Consider the following 19,658-nt stretch of genomic DNA (forward strand, 5'->3'; position numbering starts at 1 on the left):
GCTGCGCTGCACGCAGTGGCGGGCGTCAGGTACAGGTTTTCCTTGTGCCACCGGCATCAGTGGACGCAATGACGGAGCTCTGCTGGTTCCAGTGTAGATCCAGGACTCTGCCCGCTGGCGGAATGCCCTCCGTCAGACATCACACTTTGCCTTGAAGGCTTGCGCCAGCGTGGTTCGCTGGTGCTTTTTCCTGCCACACGATTCCCTTACAGTGCTGCCTCTTCCAGCCGCATCTTCGTCGGTCTGGCAGTCATCAGCAGGGAAAAGCATCGTGGAACAGGGACGTAAAGTACGCAGCCGGGTGTTGCAGTGGCGGTTGTCCGTGGGCGTGGCATTGGCCATTACTGGCCTCCAAGCGCCGGCATGGGCACAGACGGTGTCACCGGAGCAGGAACTGCTCCGGCAGCAGGAGCGCGAGCGCGTGCTGCGTGAACAGCAGGAATCCACACCGGATGTGCGCCTGCAGCCAGCCACCGAAGACCTCGGCCGCCTGCCGGTTGATGAGTCGCCCTGTTTCACCATCACCACCATCGCGCTGCAGGGCGAGCTTGCCGACCGCTTCCGCTGGGCGCTGGCGGCAGCCGATCCCCGGAGCAACCCCGCCACCGGGCGCTGCCTGGGTACGGCGGGCGTGGACATCGTGATGAAGCGCGTGCAGAACGCGATCATCGAGCGCGGCTACGTCACCACCCGCATCCTTGCCGCACCGCAGGACCTGAAGGCCGGCGTGCTGACGCTCACGGTCGTGCCAGGGCGCGTCAACGCCATCCGCTTCGCTGACGGAGAAGGCCGTACCCCCGCCCTCTGGAATGCGATGCCGGTGAAGCGTGGCGAGGTGCTGAACCTGCGTGACATCGAGCAGGCGCTGGAGAACCTGCAGCGCGTGCCGACCGCCTCAGTGGACATACAGATCGCGCCACCGGCCGATGGCGCGGCCGCCAAACCCGGCGAAAGCGACCTGGTGATCAGCTGGAAGCAGGCGCGTCCGGTACGCGTCAACCTGACCCTGGACGATGCCGGCAGCCAGAGCACGGGCAAGATGCAGGCCGGTGCCACGGTGTCGGTGGACAACCCTGCGGGCCTGAGCGATCTGTTCTACGTCAACGTGGGCAGATCGGTGTTCAACGGCAGCGAACGTGGCACCGACAGCTGGGCGGCGCACTACAGCGTACCGCTGGGCGGTTGGCTGCTGGGTGCCAACGCCAGCAAGTACGACTATGAGCAGACCGTTGCCGGTGCGTTCGAGAACTACGTCTACAGCGGCTCCAGCCGCAATGCGGAACTGCGGCTGACCCGCATGCTGTTCCGCAACGCGCATGCCAAGACCAGCATGTACGCGCGTGGCTGGTACCGCGAATCGGACAACTTCATCAACGATACCGAGATTGAAGTGCAGCGCCGGCGCATGGCTGGCTGGGAGCTGGGCCTGGGCCACCGTCACTTCATCGGCAAGGCGACACTGGATGTGAACCTGGCTTACCGCAAGGGTACCGGTGCCTTCAACGCGTTGCGTGCGCCGGAAGAGGCGTTCGGCGAAGGCACGGCGCATGGCCGCATCTATACCGCGGACGCGCAGCTGGTCCTGCCGCTGCAGTGGGGCAAGCAGAGCCTGCGCTACATCGGCAGCTGGCGTGCGCAGTGGAACCGCTCGCCATTGGTGCCGCAGGACCGGTTCTCCATTGGTGGCCGCCACACCGTGCGTGGCTTTGATGGCGAAATGTCGCTGACCGGTGAGCGTGGCTGGTTGCTGCGCAATGAAGTGGGCGTGCCCCTAGGCGGCGGTGTGGAGGCCTACGTCGCCGTTGATCACGGGCGTGTCGCCGGCCCGTCCACGGCCCGATTGCTGGGCGACCGGCTCACCGGTACGGCCCTCGGGCTTCGCGGTGGCACCCGCCACATCAACTGGGATGCGTTCGTCGGCAGCCCGCTGTCCAAGCCGCGTGGCTTCCAGACCGCCTACACCACCTTCGGAATGAACCTGGGCGTCTCGTTCTGACGCCTGCACATGACCGGCCTGCGCAGTCCCCTGCGCGGCCAACACGATGCGGTACCGCGCAGCCTGCTGCGCATACAACCCAACAGCACCGAAAGGAATCAGCGCCGTGAACAAAGTCTACCGTCTGGTCTTCAACCGTACGCTCGGCGTCATGCAGGTCGCCTCCGAGCTGGTCAACGCTGCGCACGGCGGGATAGACCACCACGGCGGCAATACCGTCGGCACCCTGCGGCCGATCAGTTTCGCGCTCTGGCTGGTGCTGGGCTGGGTGGGATTGGTGCAGCCGCTGTCCGCGCAGCAGGCGCCGGCTGATCGCGGCCGTATTGCCGCCGACCCCGGCGCACCGGCAAACCAGCGCCCGACGGTGATCACCTCGGCCAACGGCACGCCGCAGGTGAACATCACCACGCCCAGCGCCGGCGGTGTGTCGCGCAACACCTACCAGCAGTTCGACGTCGGCCAGCAGGGTGTCATCCTCAACAACTCGCGCGGCGACGTGCAGACCCAGCTGGGTGGCTGGGTGCAGGGCAATCCGTGGCTGGCCACCGGTACCGCGCGTGTCATCCTCAACGAGGTCAACAGCAGCAACCCCAGCCACCTCAATGGCTACGTGGAGGTCGCGGGTGCGCGGGCGCAGGTGGTCATCGCCAACCCGGCCGGCATCCAGGTCAATGGCGCAGGCTTCCTCAACGCCAGCCGGGTGACCCTCACCACCGGCACGCCGATCGTTACCAATGGCGTGCTGGACGGGTATCGCGTGGAAGGCGGCAGCATCGGAGTCGGTGGTGCAGGCCTGGATACCAGTCGCGCCGACTACACCGACATCATCACCCGTTCGTTGCAGGTCAACGCCGGCATCTGGGCCAACCAGCTGCAGGCCAGCCTGGGAAGCAACGTGGTCAGTGCCGATCACAGCAGTGTCCAGGCGCAGAAGCCGGCTTCTGCGGCGCCCGTCTTCGCGCTGGACGTGGGCGCACTGGGCGGCATGTACGCCAATCGGATCTGGCTGGTCGGCAACGAACACGGCGTGGGCGTGCGCAACGCCGGCAAGATTGGCGCGCAGGCCGGTGAACTGGTGGTCACCGCCGATGGCTGGCTGGAGAATGTCGGCGCGATGCATGCGCAGCAGGACACCCGCATCGACGCCAGCGGCGGGATTGCCAATGCCGGCACGCTCAGTGCCGAGCGCGAGCTGCGCGTGCAGACCCCGGTAGACGTCGACAATAGTGGTGGCACGCTCAATGCGCGCCGCATCGAAGTGAACGCCGATGCGCTGCGCAATCGTGGCGGCAGCATTGAACAGCTCGGAACGCAGGCGCTGCAGCTGCAGGCGGCCGATGTCAGCAATCTGCAGGGCCGCATCGGCAACGTGGCCAGCGTCTCGCCGGGTACCGGCACCGGTACCCCGCCTGGCACCGGTACGCCCGGAACCGGGACGCCGGGCACCGGCACGCCCGGCACGGGTACCCCGGGCACCGGCTCTCCGGGCACCGGCACCCCGCCGGTCACGCCGCTCCCGCCCCTGGCAACCGGCATGCTCAACATCGCCGGAACCCTGAGCAACGACGGTGGCCGCATTGAAGCCAGCGGTGACCTGCAGCTCAGCGCCCGCAACAGCCTCGACAACAGCGACGGTACGCTGGGCGCCAGTACCCTGCAGGTACAGGGACAGGCGCTGCGCAACATGCGCGGCACCCTGCAGGTCCAGGGTGCGGCCAGCGCGCAGGTGCAGCAGCTGGACAACAGCGCCGGCCGCATGACCTTCGCCCGTGGCTTCGAGTTGAAGGCGCAGTCGGCGATCAATCGTGGCGGCAGCCTTGCCCACGGTGGCAGCGCGGCGACGACCTGGACGATCGGTCAGCTCGACAACGGCGAGGGCAGCATCTCCAGCAATGCCACGCGCCTGGGTCTGGACATCGGCACCCTGGTCAACACGAAGGGCAACATCAACCACGCCGGCAGCGAAGGGCTACTGCTGCGAGCGGAGGTACTGGAGGGTGTACAGGGCAGCATCGCTACCGCAGGCGCGGCAGACCTGCTGCTGGGCCGTGCCGACCACCGCGGCGCGCAGCTGGTCGCCCGCCAGCTCGAGCTGACGGCACGGGATTTCGACAACCGTGGCGGCCGCGTGCTGTCCACCGGCCAGCAGGCCAGTACGCTCAGCGTGCGCAATCATCTGGACAACAGCGACGGTGGCCTGCTGGCCAGCAATGCCGACCTGCAGATCGACGCAGCATCCTTTGGCAATGCCGCAGGTACCGTGCAGCAGGCGGGTACCGGCAACCTGCGCATCACCACCGCCAACCTGCAGGGCCAGGGCGGCACCGTCCTCAGCAACGGTACCCTGCAGCTGCACGGCGATACCCTCAACCTGCGCAATGGCACCACCGCTGCACAGCGCATCGATGTACGTGCCGGCGACCTGACCACCGCGGGCGGCACGCTGACCTCGACGGGCAGTGATGCATTGCGCCTGCAGGTCGCGCGCACCCTGGACAACAGCGGCGGCACCGTGGGTGCCAATGGTGCGCTGGACATCAACGGCGGCACCGTCATCAACGATGGCGGCAAGCTGATCGCCGCAGGCACCGGCACCAGCCGCATCCATGCCAGCCAGCGGCTGCAGAACCAGCGCGGCCTGCTGTCCGGCAATGGCGACCTGGACATCACGGCCGATGGCCTGCTGAACGAGGGCGGCAGCATCGACCACGCCGGCACCGGCACGCTGAAGATCAACGCGACCTCGGTGCAGGGGACCGGTGGCAGCATTGCCAGCAACGGTCAGCTGCAGTTGAGCGGGCAGCAGCTGGACCTGCAGAAGGGCAGCACCCGCGCCCATGACGTGAAGATCGATGCTGCCGGGCTGGACATCAGTGGCGGCAGCCTGCTGTCACTGGGCGAAAATGCGATGCAGCTGCAGGTGCAGGGCCTGCTGCGCAACGACGGCGGCAGCATCAGTGCCAACGGCGCCCAGCAGATCCACGCGGGCGCGCTGTCCAACCGCGGCGGCGCGCTCAACTCGGCCGGTACCGCGGCGTCGCAGATCCGGGTCGACGGCACGCTCGACAACAGCGGCGGCAGCATTGCCAGCAATGCGGGCAACCTGCAGCTGCAGAGCGGCGCCCTGATGAACGCAGGTGGCACGCTCAGCCATGCAGGTACCGCCGGCCTGGACATCGACACCGGGCGCCTGGACGGCGCGAAGGGACAGATCGCCACCGCCGGCGCACTGCAGCTCAACGCGGCCGAAGTCGATCACCAGGGCGCGTCGCTGACCGCCACGCAACTGGACATCACGGCAGCCGGGTGGAACAACCGGGGCGGACGCATCGTCGCCACTGGCACCGGCAGCAATACGCTGCGCGTGCAGGGCACGCTGGACAACGGCAATGGCGGCACCCTCGCCAGCAACGGCAACCTGGATATCCACGCGCGCACCTTCGGCAATGCCGGGGGAACCGTGCAGCAGGCCGGTTCCGGCAGCCTGGCCATCACCACGCAGGACCTGACCGGTGCCGGCGGCACCCTGCTCAGCAATGGTTCGCTGGACCTGCAGGGCGACAGCCTCGATCTGCGCGAGGGCACCACGACGGCGCAACGCATCAGCATCGATGGTGACAGCGTGATCACGGCAGGTGGTCAGTTGAGCGCGCTGGGCGCCCAGCCCCTTCAGCTGCAGGCCCGCAGCCTGCTAGACAATACCGGCGGAACGCTGGGCAGCAATGGCGCCATCGACGTACGCGCAGGGCGCTTTGTCAACGACCATGGCAAGCTGATTGCGGCCGGTGAAGCGGCCTCTGCGATCCGGGCTGCACAGCTGGAGAACCGCAGCGGCTCGATCTCTGCCAACGGCAACCTGCACATCGAGGCGGAAACACTGTCGGGCCAGGGCGGGAGCATCGGTACTGCCCGCGCGCTGGATCTGCAGGGCGGGTCGTTGGACCTGCGCGGCGGTACCGTGGCGGCCGAGCAGCTCGACATCGTGGCCGGCAGCCTGGACAACAGTGCGGGTGCGCTGCGCGCTACGGGCAGTGGAACGCTGGCGATGCAGATCAGCGGTCGCTTGGCCAACGACGCTGGCACCATCGCCAGCAACGGTGCCCAGAACATTCAAGCCGGCGAGCTTTCCAACCGCGGCGGCACGCTCAGTTCGGCAGGCAGCGCTTCCACCGAGCTGCACGTGGATGGCCTGTTCGACAACAGCAACGGCGTGCTGGCCAGCAATGGTGCGGCGCTGAAGATCGACGCCGGCAGCATGGCCAACGTCAAGGGCACGCTCAGCCATGCCGGCAGCCAGGGCCTGCTGCTGCGCACCGGGCAACTGGATGGCCAGGGCGGCACCATCGCCAGCGCGGGCGCCATCACCCTGCAGGCGGGCAGCGTGGACCATCGCGGCGCCACCCTGCAGGCCGAGCGCATCGCGCTGGACGCACAGTCCTTCGACAACCGGGCCGGCAAGGTCATGGCGACGGGTGCGGAGGGCAGCCGGATCGACGTGGTCGGCAGCCTGGACAACGGCGGGGGTGGCCTGCTGGCCAGCAATGGCGACCTGGGCATCCAGGCGGCGGTGTTCGGCAATGCCGGCGGTACCGTGCAGCACGCTGGCGAAGGCGTGCTGTCGATCAATGCTGGAACGCTCAACGGTACGGGCGGCACGCTGGTCAGCAATGGCAGCCTGCTGCTCAAGGGCACCACCACCGACCTGCGGGCGGGTGTCACCTCGGCCAAGCGGATCGAGGTGGATACCGGCACCCTGATCACCGCCGGCGGCACGCTGACCGCGACCGGCGGCGACATGCTGCGACTGAGCGCGCGCGAACGCATCGACAACAGCGGCGGCACCGTATCCAGCAACGGTGGGCTGGACCTGCGCAGCGCCGTGCTGGTCAATGCTGGCGGTACGCTGCAGTCCGCCGGCACCGCAGCGAGCCAGCTGAGCATCGGCCAGGACCTCAACAACCGTGGCGGCCGCATTCTGGCCAACGGTGGGCTCGGCATCACCTCAGGCAGCATCGACAACCAGGGCGGCACGCTGCACAGCGCAGCACGCCTGGTGGCAAAGGCCGATGGCCTGCTCGACAACAGCAACAAGGGTGTCATCGCCAGCGGTGCGGGCATGCGCGTGTCAGCGGCTTCGCTGGACAACCGCACCGGCAGCATCGAGCAGGCGGGCGACAGCCTGTTGCAGATCGATGCCGACACGCTGCAGGGTCATGCCGGCCGCATCGTCAGCAATGGCGAGCTGCAACTGAAGGGCGAGACCATCGATCTCAGTGCGGGCACCACGGCCGCGCAGCAGGTCAGCGTCGAGGCCGGCCAGCTGGACAACACGGCGGGCACGCTGACCGCTACCGGCAACCAGGCGATGTCGCTGCAGGTACGCGGCGCGCTGGGCAATGACGGCGGCACCATCGCTGCCAACGGTGCGCAGCAGATCAGCGCCGGTTCGCTGTCGAATGCGGGCGGTACCTTAAGTTCGGCAGGTACGTCCGACAGCCGGATCACCGTCACCGGCCGTTTCAACAACGGCGGCGGCACCCTCGCCAGCAATGCCGGCAACCTGCGTGTCGATGCCGGGCAACTGGTCAATGCCGCGGGCAGCATCGTCCATGCAGGGAAGGGCGTATTGACCGTACAGGCCACCCAGCTGGACGGCGCCGGCGGCAGCATCGCCACGGCAGGCGGATTGCAGCTGGATGCAGTGACCGTGGACCATCGCGGCGCCACCCTCACTGCCGATCACTTCGCCCTCAACGTCGACCGCTTCGACAACCAGAACGGCAAGCTGCTGGCGACGGGCGCGCAGGCCAGTACCGTGCAGGCCACCACGTCACTGGACAACGGTGGCAACGGCCTGATCGCCAGCAATGGCGACCTGACACTGACCAGTGCAGTGTTCGGCAATGCCGGCGGCACCGTGCAGCAAGCTGGCACCGGCATGCTGGCCATCAACACACACACCTTGAATGCCCAGGGCGGCAAGCTGCTCAGCAATGGCGCCCTGCAGTTGACCGGCGAAACCACCGACCTGCGTGACGGCACGCTGTCGGCTACCCGCATCGCCGTGGATACAGGCACGCTGCTCAACGCGGGCGGTTCGATCATCGCCTCTGGCAGCGATGCATTGAAGGTGTCCGCGCGCGACAGGCTGGACAACAGCGGTGGCACGCTTGCCGGCAATGGCACGCTGGATCTGCGCAGCGCGCAGCTGCTCAACAACCGGGGCACGATCCAGGCTGCCGGCGGCGGTATCAGCACCCTGGCGATCATCCACGCGCTGGAGAATCGCGGTGGCCGCATCCTGACCACAGGAGACGCCACCCTCACCGCAGGCGCGTTCGACAATCGCGGCGGCATCGTGCACAGCGATGGCAGCAGCGCATTGACCGTGCGCGTCGACGGCCTGCTCGACAACAGCGACAAGGGCACCCTGTCTGCCGGAGGCGCACTGCTGGCCGAGGCACAGTCCATCAACAACGATGGTGGCACCGTGGCTGCTGGTCAGGACATGCAGCTGACCAGCGCCGATGCGCTGCGCAACCAGGGCGGCCTGGTCCAGGCCGGCAAGCACCTGCAGGTCTCGGCCAGCGGCCTGAACAACAACAGTGGCCGGATCATCGCCAACGATCTGCAGCTGGATACCCGCGGCCAGGCACTGGACAACCGCAGCGGCATCATTGCCAGCCTTTCCGGAAACGCAGAGCTGCGCAGCGGTGCCCTGGACAACACAGGCGGCCTGCTGCAGTCGGCGGCAGCCCTCAGCATCAACACCGCCGGACAGCGGCTGATCAATGCCGGTTCCAACGGCAACGGCATTGTCAGCAGTGGCACGCTGCAGATCCGCAGCGGCGATCTGGACAACCGTGGTGGCGCGGTGTCCGCCAAGGCCGGTGCCGACGTGCAGGCCATCAACATCGACAACAGTGGCGGCGGCTCGCTGGTGAGTGCGGCCGACCTGCTGCTGCGCGCGCAGCAGCTGGCCAACACCGGTGGCAGCGTGACCGCCGGTGGCAATGCCGACATCAGCTTGCAGGGCGCGCTGCTCAACAGTGGCGGCCTGGTGGCCGCGACCGGCCGCCTCGACCTGCAGGCCGGCCATGTCGACAACCGCAATACGCTCAGCCCGGGCAATGGTCCTGCACTGGGGTTGCAGGGCAAGACCCTGCAGGTGACCACCAGCAACCTGGACAACCAGAACGGCCAGGTGATTGCCGACAACCTCGTGCTGCAGGTGAACCAGCGCCTGGACAACAGCGGTGGCCTGGTGTCGGCGGCGCTGGGCTCCGATGTCCGCGCCGATACCCTGGTCAACAGCGGCGGCACCCTGGTGGCCGGCAGGCAGCAGACCCTCCGCACCCGCGAGATCATTGGTGATGGCCGGCTGATGTCGCAGGGTGACATGACTCTGGAGCTGGGCCAGAGCCACACCAACCGTGGCGAGATGGTGGCCAACGGCACGCTGAGCCTGTCCATCCAGGGCAACCTGGACAACACCGGCAAGCTGGCCGGCGCCAACGTCAACATCAATGCGGGCAACATCACCAACGCCTCCACCGGCGAGATCAGCAGCATCGGCCTGACCCGCCTTGCAGCGGGCGGCGCACTGGTCAACTACGGCCTGCTGGACGGCAACGTCACCCATATTACCGCCGCGACCGTCGACAACATCGGCAGCGGCCGCATCTACGGTGACCGCGTCGCCATCCAGGCAAGTTCGCTCAACAACCTGGCAGCCAACATCGGCGGCGTGGACCGTGCAGGTACCATCGCCGCGCGCCAGCGCCTGGACCTCGGCGTCGGCACGCTGACCAACAGCGGCAAGAGCCTGATCTTCAGCGATGGCGACGCTGCCATCGGCGGTGCCCTGAACGGCCTGGGCGCGGTAGGCAGCGCCCAGAAGGTGGACAACATCGGCTCCACCATCGAGGTCAGCGGCAACCTGGACCTGTCCGCGCTGGCGGTGAACAACATCCGCGAGAACGTGGTCGTGGAGAAGGTCACCACCGTGCATGCACCGGTGCGGCTGGAACAACCCGGCTGGTTCAAGAACGCCAACAACAACAACCGGGATTTCCGCGCTACCTCGAATTACCAGCCGTATGAGATCTACTACCTCAACCCGGCGGACATCCTCGAAGACACCCCCTATGTCACTCCGGATGGCCAGCAGATCCGCAAGGCGGTGATCCGGCTGTCCAGCAACACCAGCGCCTATGCGTTCGCCCGCGGTGGCGTGCATGGCGCACGCGCGTCACGTGAGCGCCTGAGCGTGCAGGACGGCACGGTCACGATCTATTACGTCAGCCGCGCCGACAACCGCAACAATCCCGATCAGCTTGGCGCAGGCGCGGAAGATCCCTTCCGCGATCTGTCCACCCGTGGTCCGGGGTCGCCGCCGATCGAGTACGTGACCGATACCCTTCGGTACAACAACGCCTACGGCACCTGCACCACGACCTGCGTGCAGATCATCACCTATCCGGACTATGACAATCCGGACGCGACGCTGATCAACATGCAGCGTCACCCGCAGGAGACCAGCGGCAACGAGAAGACCCGCATTGCCACCCGCACCACCGTGGAAGACGTGGTGGTTTCGGCAGGAAACAACGCCGTGATCAACGCGGGCGGCAGCATGCGGATCAGCACCGATCGGCTGGAGAACCGTTTCGCCAACATCGCCGCGGGTCGCGACCTGGCCATCGTCGGCCTGAACCGCGATCAGTCCGAGGTGATCAATGCTGCCGAGCAGCTGACCCGTACCAGCACCTTCGACAACCAGTCCATCACCTACGGTGGCTCCTCCAGCCGCTGGAAGGCGGCACCGATCACCGAGAAGACCGGCGCGCTGGGTTCGTCGATAACCGCCGGTGGCAAGCTCACCATCGATGTCGGCAACCTGCGCAACGACAACAACGGGGGCAGCAACCCCAACGCCGGTGGTGGCAAGGGCACCGCGCAGCTGGATACCAACGGCCGCGGTGCAGGTGCGGTCGGCCCCGGCGCGGGCAGCGTGCAGGGGCCCGGCCAGAGCACAGGCCAGGGTGCCGGCAGCGTGGACGCACAGGGGCCGGGCACCGCTGGCGCGGCGCAGGGCGCCAACGGTGGTCATCAGCAGGCGGTCGCCCAGACCGACGGCGTGCGCGCGGACGCGACGGGTGCCCAGGGCCCGAGCCAGGCCGGCAACGCCGGGGCGGGTGCTGGCACGGCGCAGGACATCAATGCCGCCCAGGCCGGGCAGGCCAATGCCAACGGCCCGGCGGCGGTGCGCGCCGGAGAGCATGCCGGCAGTGGTGGCAATGCCGCAGTGGATGGCAAGCAGGCCACGACGACAACCGGTGCTGATCCGCGCGTGGTGATCACCACCAGCCCGAATGCCAGTGCACCCACCGCCAGCCTGTTCAATGTGGACGCCAACCGTGGCAACCACATCGTGGAAACCGACCCGCGCTTTGCCAGCTATCGCGATTGGCTCAGCTCGGATTACCTGCTGCAGCGCGCAGGCTTCGATCCCTCGCAGACGCAGAAGCGCCTGGGCGACGGCTTCTACGAGCAGAAGCTGGTGCGCGAGCAGATCGGCGAACTCACCGGCCGCCGCTTCCTTACCGGCCATGCCAGCGACGAGGACCAGTACCGCGCGCTGCTCGAGGCCGGTGCCACGGTGGCGAGCGAATGGGGCCTGCGCCCAGGCGTAGCGCTCACCGCCGAGCAGATGGCACGCCTGACCAGCGACATCGTCTGGCTGGTGGAAAAGGACGTCACCCTGGCCGATGGCTCGGTGGTTCGCGCGTTGGTCCCGCAGGTCTACCTGCGGGTGCTGCCGGGCGACCTTGGCAACGATGGCGCATTGCTGGCCGGCGCGGAGGTGGACGTCAAACTGCGCGGTGACCTGGTCAACAGCGGCACGATTGCCGGCCGGCAGCTGGTCAGCATCGATGCCGGCAACATCCGCAACCTGTCCGGCGGCCAGATCAGCGGTGCCCAGGTGGGCCTGTCGGCGCGGCAGGACATCGACATCATCGGCAGTACCGTCAAGGCTACCGATGCGCTGGCGTTGAAGGCCGGCGGCAACATCACCGTGGCCTCGACCACCACGGAATGGAAGGATCAGGGCGACCGCCTGTCGCAGCAGAAGACAACGCTGGATCGCGTGGCGGGCCTGTATGTCACCAACTCCGGTGGCGATGGCGTGCTGTCGGTGGTGGCCGGCGGTGACATCGGCCTCAAGGCTGCAGAGATCCGCAATGCCGGCAGCCACGGCATCACCCAGCTGGTTGCCGGTGGCAACCTGGACCTGGGTGCGCAGACGTTGGGCCAGAGCAGTGCGCTGAACCACGACAGCCGCAACCACACCAGCAACAGCCAGACCACGCATGCGGTGACGTCGATTGAGGGCGCTGGCGATGTGGTGCTGGCGGCGGGCAAGGACATCAACCTGGCTGCAACCCGCATCAAGGCCGATGGCGGCATGGCCCTGCAGGCCGGTGGCGATATCAACAGCCAGGCGCTGGTGGACAGCCGCAGCAGCGACTTCAATGCAGGTGGCAAGCGCAGCTCGCTGCAGATCAGCCAGAGTGATGAGACCGTGCGTGGCAGCCAGTTGCAGGCTGGCGACAATGTAGTGCTGAGAGCGAACCGCGATATCAACCTGACTGCCACCCAGGTTGCCAGCTCGGATGGCACGCTGAGTGTGGCGGCCGGTCGCGACGTCAACCTGCTTTCGGCCAACGAAACGCATGACTTCAGCCTGGACAGCTACGACAAGAAAAAGAAAACCCTGTCGAGCACCACCACCACCCGCCACGCCGAGAGCAGCGACAGCTACGCCATTGGCACCGGCCTGATGGGCGAGAGCGTGAGCGTCACCGCCGGCCGCGATCTGACCGCCGTAGGCGCGGTGGTTGATGCCACCGGCACAGTGGTCCTCGGTGCGGGCAACAATGTGCTGATCACTTCTGCGGAAGACCATCACAGCAGTGAGTCCAGCGAGACCAGGAAGAAGTCCGGCTTCACCGGTGGCTTCTCCAATGGAACCGCTTCGATCGGCTACGGCAGCTCGAAGAACAGCAGCAGTTCTGCCGAGCAGTCGACCACCCAGGTCGGCTCCGCCATCGCCTCGCGCGAAGGCAGCGTGCTGATCAACGCCGGCAACCAGCTGACGATCGCCGCGTCCGACGTGGCCGCAGGCAAGGACCTGACCTTGGTCGGCAAGGACATCAACCTGATTGCCCGCCAGGATACGGTGGATACCCAGGCCAGCCAGTCGAGCAAGTCCAGCGGGTTCTCGGTGGGCGTCACCTACGACCCGGCCAAGGCGTACCGCACTGCACGCGACAACGCCACCGAAGGCATGGCCGACAGTGGCACGATGATGGGCCGGATCACGCGTACCGCTGAAGGCGTAGCGGCCGGCGTGTCGGCGGCCGTGCTGCCGGCGATCACGGCCGGCAGCCAGCGCTCGAACAGCAACCAGAGCCACTCCACCAGTGACGCCCGGGTCAGCAACCTCAATGCTGGCGGCAATCTCTCGCTGATCGCCAATGGCGGCTCGATCACCAGCCAGGGTGCGCAGATGACGGCCGAGGGCAATGCTGTCCTGCTGGCCACCAAGGACATCGTGTTCGATGTCGCGCACAACACCGAGCGCAGTGACAGCGACAGCCGGGGCAAGGGTTGGGGTATCGCCACCAACTCCGCCGGTCTGCCGTTTGGCACCAACAATTCGCGCAGCGAGGGCGCCGGCCAGAGCGATACCATCACCGGCACACAGCTGTCGGTGGGTGGCGGTGTACGCATGGCCACCACAGAGGGCGATATCAGCCTGACCGCCGCCAACATTGCGGCGGAAAAGGACGTCAGCATCCGCGCTGCGGGCGACCTGACGATCCGTAGTGGGCAGGACACGGTCAGCAATGCCAACCGCTCGGACAGCAAGGCGATCGGCACTGTGCAGATCTCCGATACCGAGAAGTTCTCCGGCTGGCATCGCGAGCAGCATCGCGATGACAGCGCGCAGGTCTCGCAGGTAGCCAGCACCATTGGCAGTCTCGGCGGCAACGTCAACCTCACCGCCGGTGGCAAGTACACGCAGAGCGCCAGCAATGTGGTGGCGGCCAAGGACGTGAACATCACTGCCGCTGAGATCGAGCTGCTGACCGCTGACGAAAGCGGTCACTACTCGCAGAGCGACAAGGACCTGAAGATCGGCGCCTTCGCGCGGGTGAAATCGCCGTTGATCGATCTGCTCAACAACGTCGACGCCGCCCGCAAGTCCGACGACCGCCTGCAGAAGATGCAGGGGCTTGCTGCTGGTGCCAATGCCTATCAGGCCGCCAGTGCCATCTCCAGCATGGCCGGCAAGGGCGGAGGCGGGGCACTGATCAGTGCCGAGGCCGGCGTTGGCTTCAAGACCTCCAGCAGCAGTGCCGACGGCAGCAGCCAGGTCTCGCGTGGCTCTACCATCCAGGGCGGCGGCAACGTCAACCTGACCAGCACCCAGGGCGACATCCACGTGGTGCAGGGCAACCTGAGCGCGGGCAACACGCTCAGTCTGGATTCGGCCGGTGACATCCTGCTGGAAGCCGGCAAGGCGCATGTGGCCGACCGTAGCAAGAGCAGCAATGCCGGCGCCGAAGTCGGCGTGGGCGTTGCGGTGGGTGCGCAGACCGGTGTGTATGTCTACGCCGAAGCGAGTGTGGGCAGCAGCAAGTCCAATGCCGAGAGCAGCACCTGGCAGAACACCACGCTGACCGGCAAGAACATCTCGATGAAGGCCGAGGGCGATACCACCCTTCGCGGCGCGACCGCCACCGCCGACCGCATCGACGTCAAGACGGGGGGCACGCTGACCATCGAATCGCTGCAGGACGTCGCCGAGAGCATGTCCAAGAACAGCCAGGTGGGCGGCCGCGTGCAGGTCTCGTTCGGCACCGCGTGGAACGCCGACGGCTACGCCAGCGGAGGCAAGGCCAACGGTAGCTATCAGGGCGTTGGCCAGCAGAGCGGCCTGTTTGCCGGCAATGGTGGTTATCACGTGGATGCTGGCCACGTGAATCTGGTGGGCGGCGCGATCGCCAGCACCAATGCAGGAAACAGCGAGCTGACTGCGGATTCGCTGACGTTTACCGACCTGCAGAACCATATGGACTACAAGGCCACGTCGGGCAGCATCAGCGGTGGCTTCGGCAGCAGTGGCAAGGGCCCGACGGACAAGAGTGTGGGAGCGGTTGAGCAGCTGCAGGGTATCGGCAGCAGCATCAAATCCGGAACGTTCGGCGGCGTGGATGGTGTCGGGTTCGGCGGTGGACTGCCGATGCATGAAAGTGGCAGCGACAGTTCAAGCACGCGTGCAACACTGACCGAGGGCAATATCACCATCGGCGGCAGGAAGACCACAGCGGCCGAACTTGGTGTCAATACCGATGCAGCTGCGGCACACCGCGCGCTGGAGGCAATGCCGGATGCCAACAAGATGCTGGCCGATCAGCAGGCGATGGCGAATGCAGCAGGCACGGTACTGGCCACCAGCAAGCAGATCGCATCGGACATTGGAAGCTACGGGATCAACAAGATCACTGATGCCTACCTGGAAGGGAAGAGCGCCGCAGAGAAGGAGGCGTTTGCCAACCTCAGTTCCAAGGACCAGTACGCCGCCCTTGCCGGATTTGACAGCTCCTACCCTGATGCACTGGTCACGCAGCAGAAGTGGGCACCCGACGGTACCTACGGCCGTGCGCTCAACGCGGTCTCCACCGCGCTGGTCGGCGGCGTGGCAGGGCAGGCAGGTGGTCAGGTCATCCCGAACACACTCGCGCCCTACGCCGCTGAGCTGATTGGAAAGACATTCGATCCAAACAAGCAGAGCGCCGTCCCAAGTGAGGCGATGCAGATGCTCTCGCACGCGCTTCTTGGCGCGCTGCTTGCGGAGGCGAATGGGGGTTCGGCGGGTACCGGAGCCGCTGCTGCAGGAGGTGGTGAACTGGCAGCCAAATTCCTGGGTGACTACTACGCGCGGCAGAATGGCGGGCAGCTGACTCCGGAGCAGGAACAGCAGATCAAGGCATTGGGCCAGGCGGTCGGCGCGATGGCTGGTGGGATTGGTGGAGACGGAGCCATGGGTGCGGCGTTGGGAGCCACCATCGCCAAGAACTCCGTCGAGAACAACTACCTGAATCATGCAGAGCGCATGCAGTTCCTGGACGCCATGCTTAGCTGCATGAAGAGCGGGGAGCGTTGCGGCGAACAGAAGGAGCTGGCAGCGCTGTCGGATGCGCGCAATACGGCACTGATTGCAGCATGTACCGCGGCTGCCGATTCGCCTGCCTGCCGCGCAGAGCAGTCGAAACTGGGTGACGCCTATTGGTCACTTACCCAGAATGATTCCACCTATCTGCGATGGATCAACGACAATGGCCTTGATCTGGCCCAGGCGGCACTGACGAAGGGCAATGGTGGCCAGCTCGCCTCCGATCTGCTGACGCATACGTCTTCCCTGGATGCCCGTTACAAGATCACCTGTGCAGCGGCAGGGCGCTGCGATCCATTCACCGCCGGCATGCTCGCGTTGAATGGGAAGACACAGGAGGCGGCGGCCAACGCGGCACTGAATCTGCTGTTCGACAAGGCGGGCTCGGGAGCAGGCGTGGTGACCAACGCGGGTGGAATGGTCATGGACATGGCGAAGATGAATGCCATCTACATGTCCATTGAGAGCACCAAGCAGGCCTTGAACGACTTCCAGCGCATCGGTGAAATTGGCGGCTGGGGTGTCATGAAGGAAAAGGGCGCCGGCGCCTGGTCGTCCATTTCAGGCTACTTCGGGAACGGCTGGGATGCGGCGACCTACGAGCTGGGCCTGAACCAGAAATGGAACCTGGCCGATGTGGCCGCAAACGGATTCACCAAGGGTGACATGGGGCTGGACGTCGCATTGGCTGTGATCAGCCTGGGTGATGTCACCGCGATGCGGGCGGCCGCGAAGGCCAGGAAACTGGCGGCGTTGGAGTCAGGCGCCGCTGCAAAGCCGGTGGCACCCGATCTGGTCCCCCCGCGACAGCCGGCAGACGTCCCGGCGCCTGTGAACAAGCCGTTGGCACTGCCTTCGCCAGAGTTCAATGTTCCCAACGGTTACACGCTGGTCAAGAACGCCGATGGCACGGCCAGCGTTACTGGTCCGCGAGGAGGAACCTACACCTCGACCGGGAGATATACGGATGAAGGCAAGCCGATCTTCAAAGACAATAGTGGGGGTTACGTCACCTTGGATGGTGCGCGTTCATCGGTCCCCGCTCCCGTCGATTTCGAGTCTGCTCCCAAGCATCATATTTGCACCAATAAATGTCTTGTGGGGGCCAATGGAAAGGTCGCGTGGACCAAAGAGTACATGCGGTTCTTCGAAGGCGCAGGGCTTGATATAAACAAGTCTGTAGAGAATCTGGTTGCAGTCAAGGGCCATCGTGGGCCGCACCCTGAGGCATACCATCAGTACGTATATGATAATCTTGACAGAGCGACCAGTGGCTTGAAGCCTGGCACGGCAGCGTACAACTCTGCAGTCACAAGAACGCTGGAGAGGATGAAGGCAGAAGCGGTTATCGTGGGAAGTCAGGTCAACAAGTGGTTGACGAGGAGTTGAGTTGAAATACTTTCGCATCAGGCCCGACATGAGCATTGCAGAGCGATGGACTCTAGGGAATATCAATCATGTGGATAACTGGCTCTTCATAGATCCTCCCGTCAACTTCATGGAACCTGGGACCTACAGCCTTGATCTCGTGAATTGTGGGGTTGAGGTCGATTACTCTCTTGCCGGGTATGCAAGTGTTCCAGTGGTAAGTGCGAGATTTCGAGATGCGCTTGTTGGCTTGCCTGAGTTCGATGAGCCCTATATGAATGTCGTTGTCGAACCATTGATCATCGAGGGTCAGGATGTTCGTGGCGAGTACTCTGTATTGATCGTGGAGACGCGCGTTGACTGCGTAGACGAAGGTCGTTCCGATTTCATGAAGTTTGAAGAGGATGATCCGGTCAGACCGGATCTCGCGGGTCAGTACAGGGCGTTCACGAAACTCATTGTCGATCGAGAGAGGATCGGCGCGAGGCATATTTTCCGAATCGAGAAATTCATGGGCGCGTTGATCGTGAGTGAAGAGGTGAGGCGTCGCCTGGATGAGGCTGGGGTGGTTGGTGCGGTCTACGATCCTGTTACTGAATGAGTAATCAATCAGTACATGGAAAGTTGACAAAATGCGTGGCGCTACCGACCTGTTATGGGTATGTATCTATCCATCTGGTCGGCGTGCTTGGTCGCAGGGGCGATTGTCTTCCTCGATTCTGAGTTCCGAATCAGCTCCCTCCGCTGCGGTCAGATGCGCGTGGTGGCACTCATTCCATGTGATCTACTGTGGGGTTTGGTTCGCTGTATCCTCATGCTTGGGTTGGTCACCCTACCTGTCCTGAGTATCGTGGCGATCGTGCGCTTCATGCGGCACCGCAGCTGCGGGCGTCCTGAACTATTTTGCTTATTTGTTCGTTGGTTGTTTTCGGACTTTCCGCGACGTACTTCACTTCCTGCTGGATATCCGCTCAGGGCCAAGGGGGGGGGCAGCGGTGCTTCGGGTGATCGGCGTCCGGCAAGTGCAGACTCCATATGAATGAAACAGGTTCAATCAGCTCGGCAGTAGCGATATGAGCAATGTGGGCAAGATGACGAAGTGGTCGATCGCGCTTCTGTCAATCGCCAGTGTACTGGCTACGATTTGTCCATGATCAGTTCCCGCCTCCCTGTTTCCGCACCGCTGGCACTGGCCCTTGCGGCCTGCGCGGCTAGCGCGCCGGTGCAGCACACCCCGTTCGTCACCTGGGTGTGGTCGCCGAACCAGAACGCGCACACGCCGGATGGAATGGATGATGTGATTTCTGTGAGGACGAGGAATCAGTGAGTACTGAGGGCATTGCAATCCATCTTCAGGCACGGCCTGACAGAGCCATCTCGATTGCCGAGAGGCATCTCCATGTCATGGATAGGATGTCGGCAATCGAGTGCCCATTGGGATTCCATGCTCTCGAGCTGCCGCCTGTACCCGACTGTGGAGGAGAATTGCTGGCAAGCTATGAGATCAAGACTGGACTGAAAGGTCTGTCGATCATCGGTACATACGCTTTCAGGGGGACCGGGTACGACTACGCGGATGTGGCTGCGTTGGACGAGATCATTCTGTATGGGTTCAGAAGCAGCAACAAGGCACGGGACTATCCGAGCGTTCTGACGAACTGCGTCGCTTCTGTTGCCGAGGCGTTCGGTGCGTACAGAGTGAAGGTCACGTACGGCATGCATTCGATGGACTATCAGGACGGTGTGGGCCGAGAGGGGCCAACCCTTGAGGATCTGAAAGCTGCTGGAGTCAAGGATTTCGACGGCAGGAAGAACATCCTGACGATGTACCCTGCCCAGTTCTGGGATGCCCGGCTTTGCAGCGACGCACTTGGATTTGGACCCGAGGAGGTTTCCTCCCGCCTTGAAGGTAAGGTTGATAAGGTGGAACTGACAGCGAGTGGTGTCTACATTCTCCTGAGTGACAAGGTTGATCTTTCCTATGAGGAGTATCTGTAGTTCAATCGCCGCGCAAAAGCGCTTCTGGGTTTGCAGTAGTCCGGAGCGTGA

At 64.8% G+C, this 19,658-nt stretch carries 4 protein-coding genes; all 4 read left to right on the forward strand.

Annotated features, from left to right (window positions below; translation table 11 throughout):
* Positions 1-271: 271 nt before the first annotated feature.
* The 4 genes from AC5P68_RS11530 (at position 272) to AC5P68_RS11545 (ending at position 19,607) form a co-directional block, all read left to right on the forward strand.
* Positions 272-1,996: a ShlB/FhaC/HecB family hemolysin secretion/activation protein gene (locus AC5P68_RS11530; RefSeq protein ID WP_414497744.1), complete on the forward strand. Its 1,725-nt coding sequence runs from the start codon at positions 272-274 to the stop codon at positions 1,994-1,996.
* Positions 1,997-2,102: 106 nt separating this feature from the next.
* Positions 2,103-17,630 (forward strand): hemagglutinin repeat-containing protein, encoded by a 15,528-nt coding sequence (locus AC5P68_RS11535; RefSeq protein ID WP_414497743.1) that lies wholly within the window; start codon positions 2,103-2,105, stop codon positions 17,628-17,630.
* Positions 17,631-17,658: 28 nt separating this feature from the next.
* The gene (locus AC5P68_RS11540) at positions 17,659-18,210 is read left to right on the forward strand and encodes an imm11 family protein (RefSeq protein WP_197572800.1); all 552 of its coding nucleotides are present in this window, start codon (positions 17,659-17,661) and stop codon (positions 18,208-18,210) included.
* A gap of 722 nt (positions 18,211-18,932) precedes the next feature.
* A complete protein-coding gene (locus tag AC5P68_RS11545; protein WP_049452638.1) occupies positions 18,933-19,607 on the forward strand; it encodes a hypothetical protein in 675 nt (224 codons plus the stop codon).
* The last annotated feature ends 51 nt before the right edge of the window (positions 19,608-19,658 follow it).

It is taken from the genome of Stenotrophomonas sp. YJH_SMC_58, from assembly GCF_059369635.1.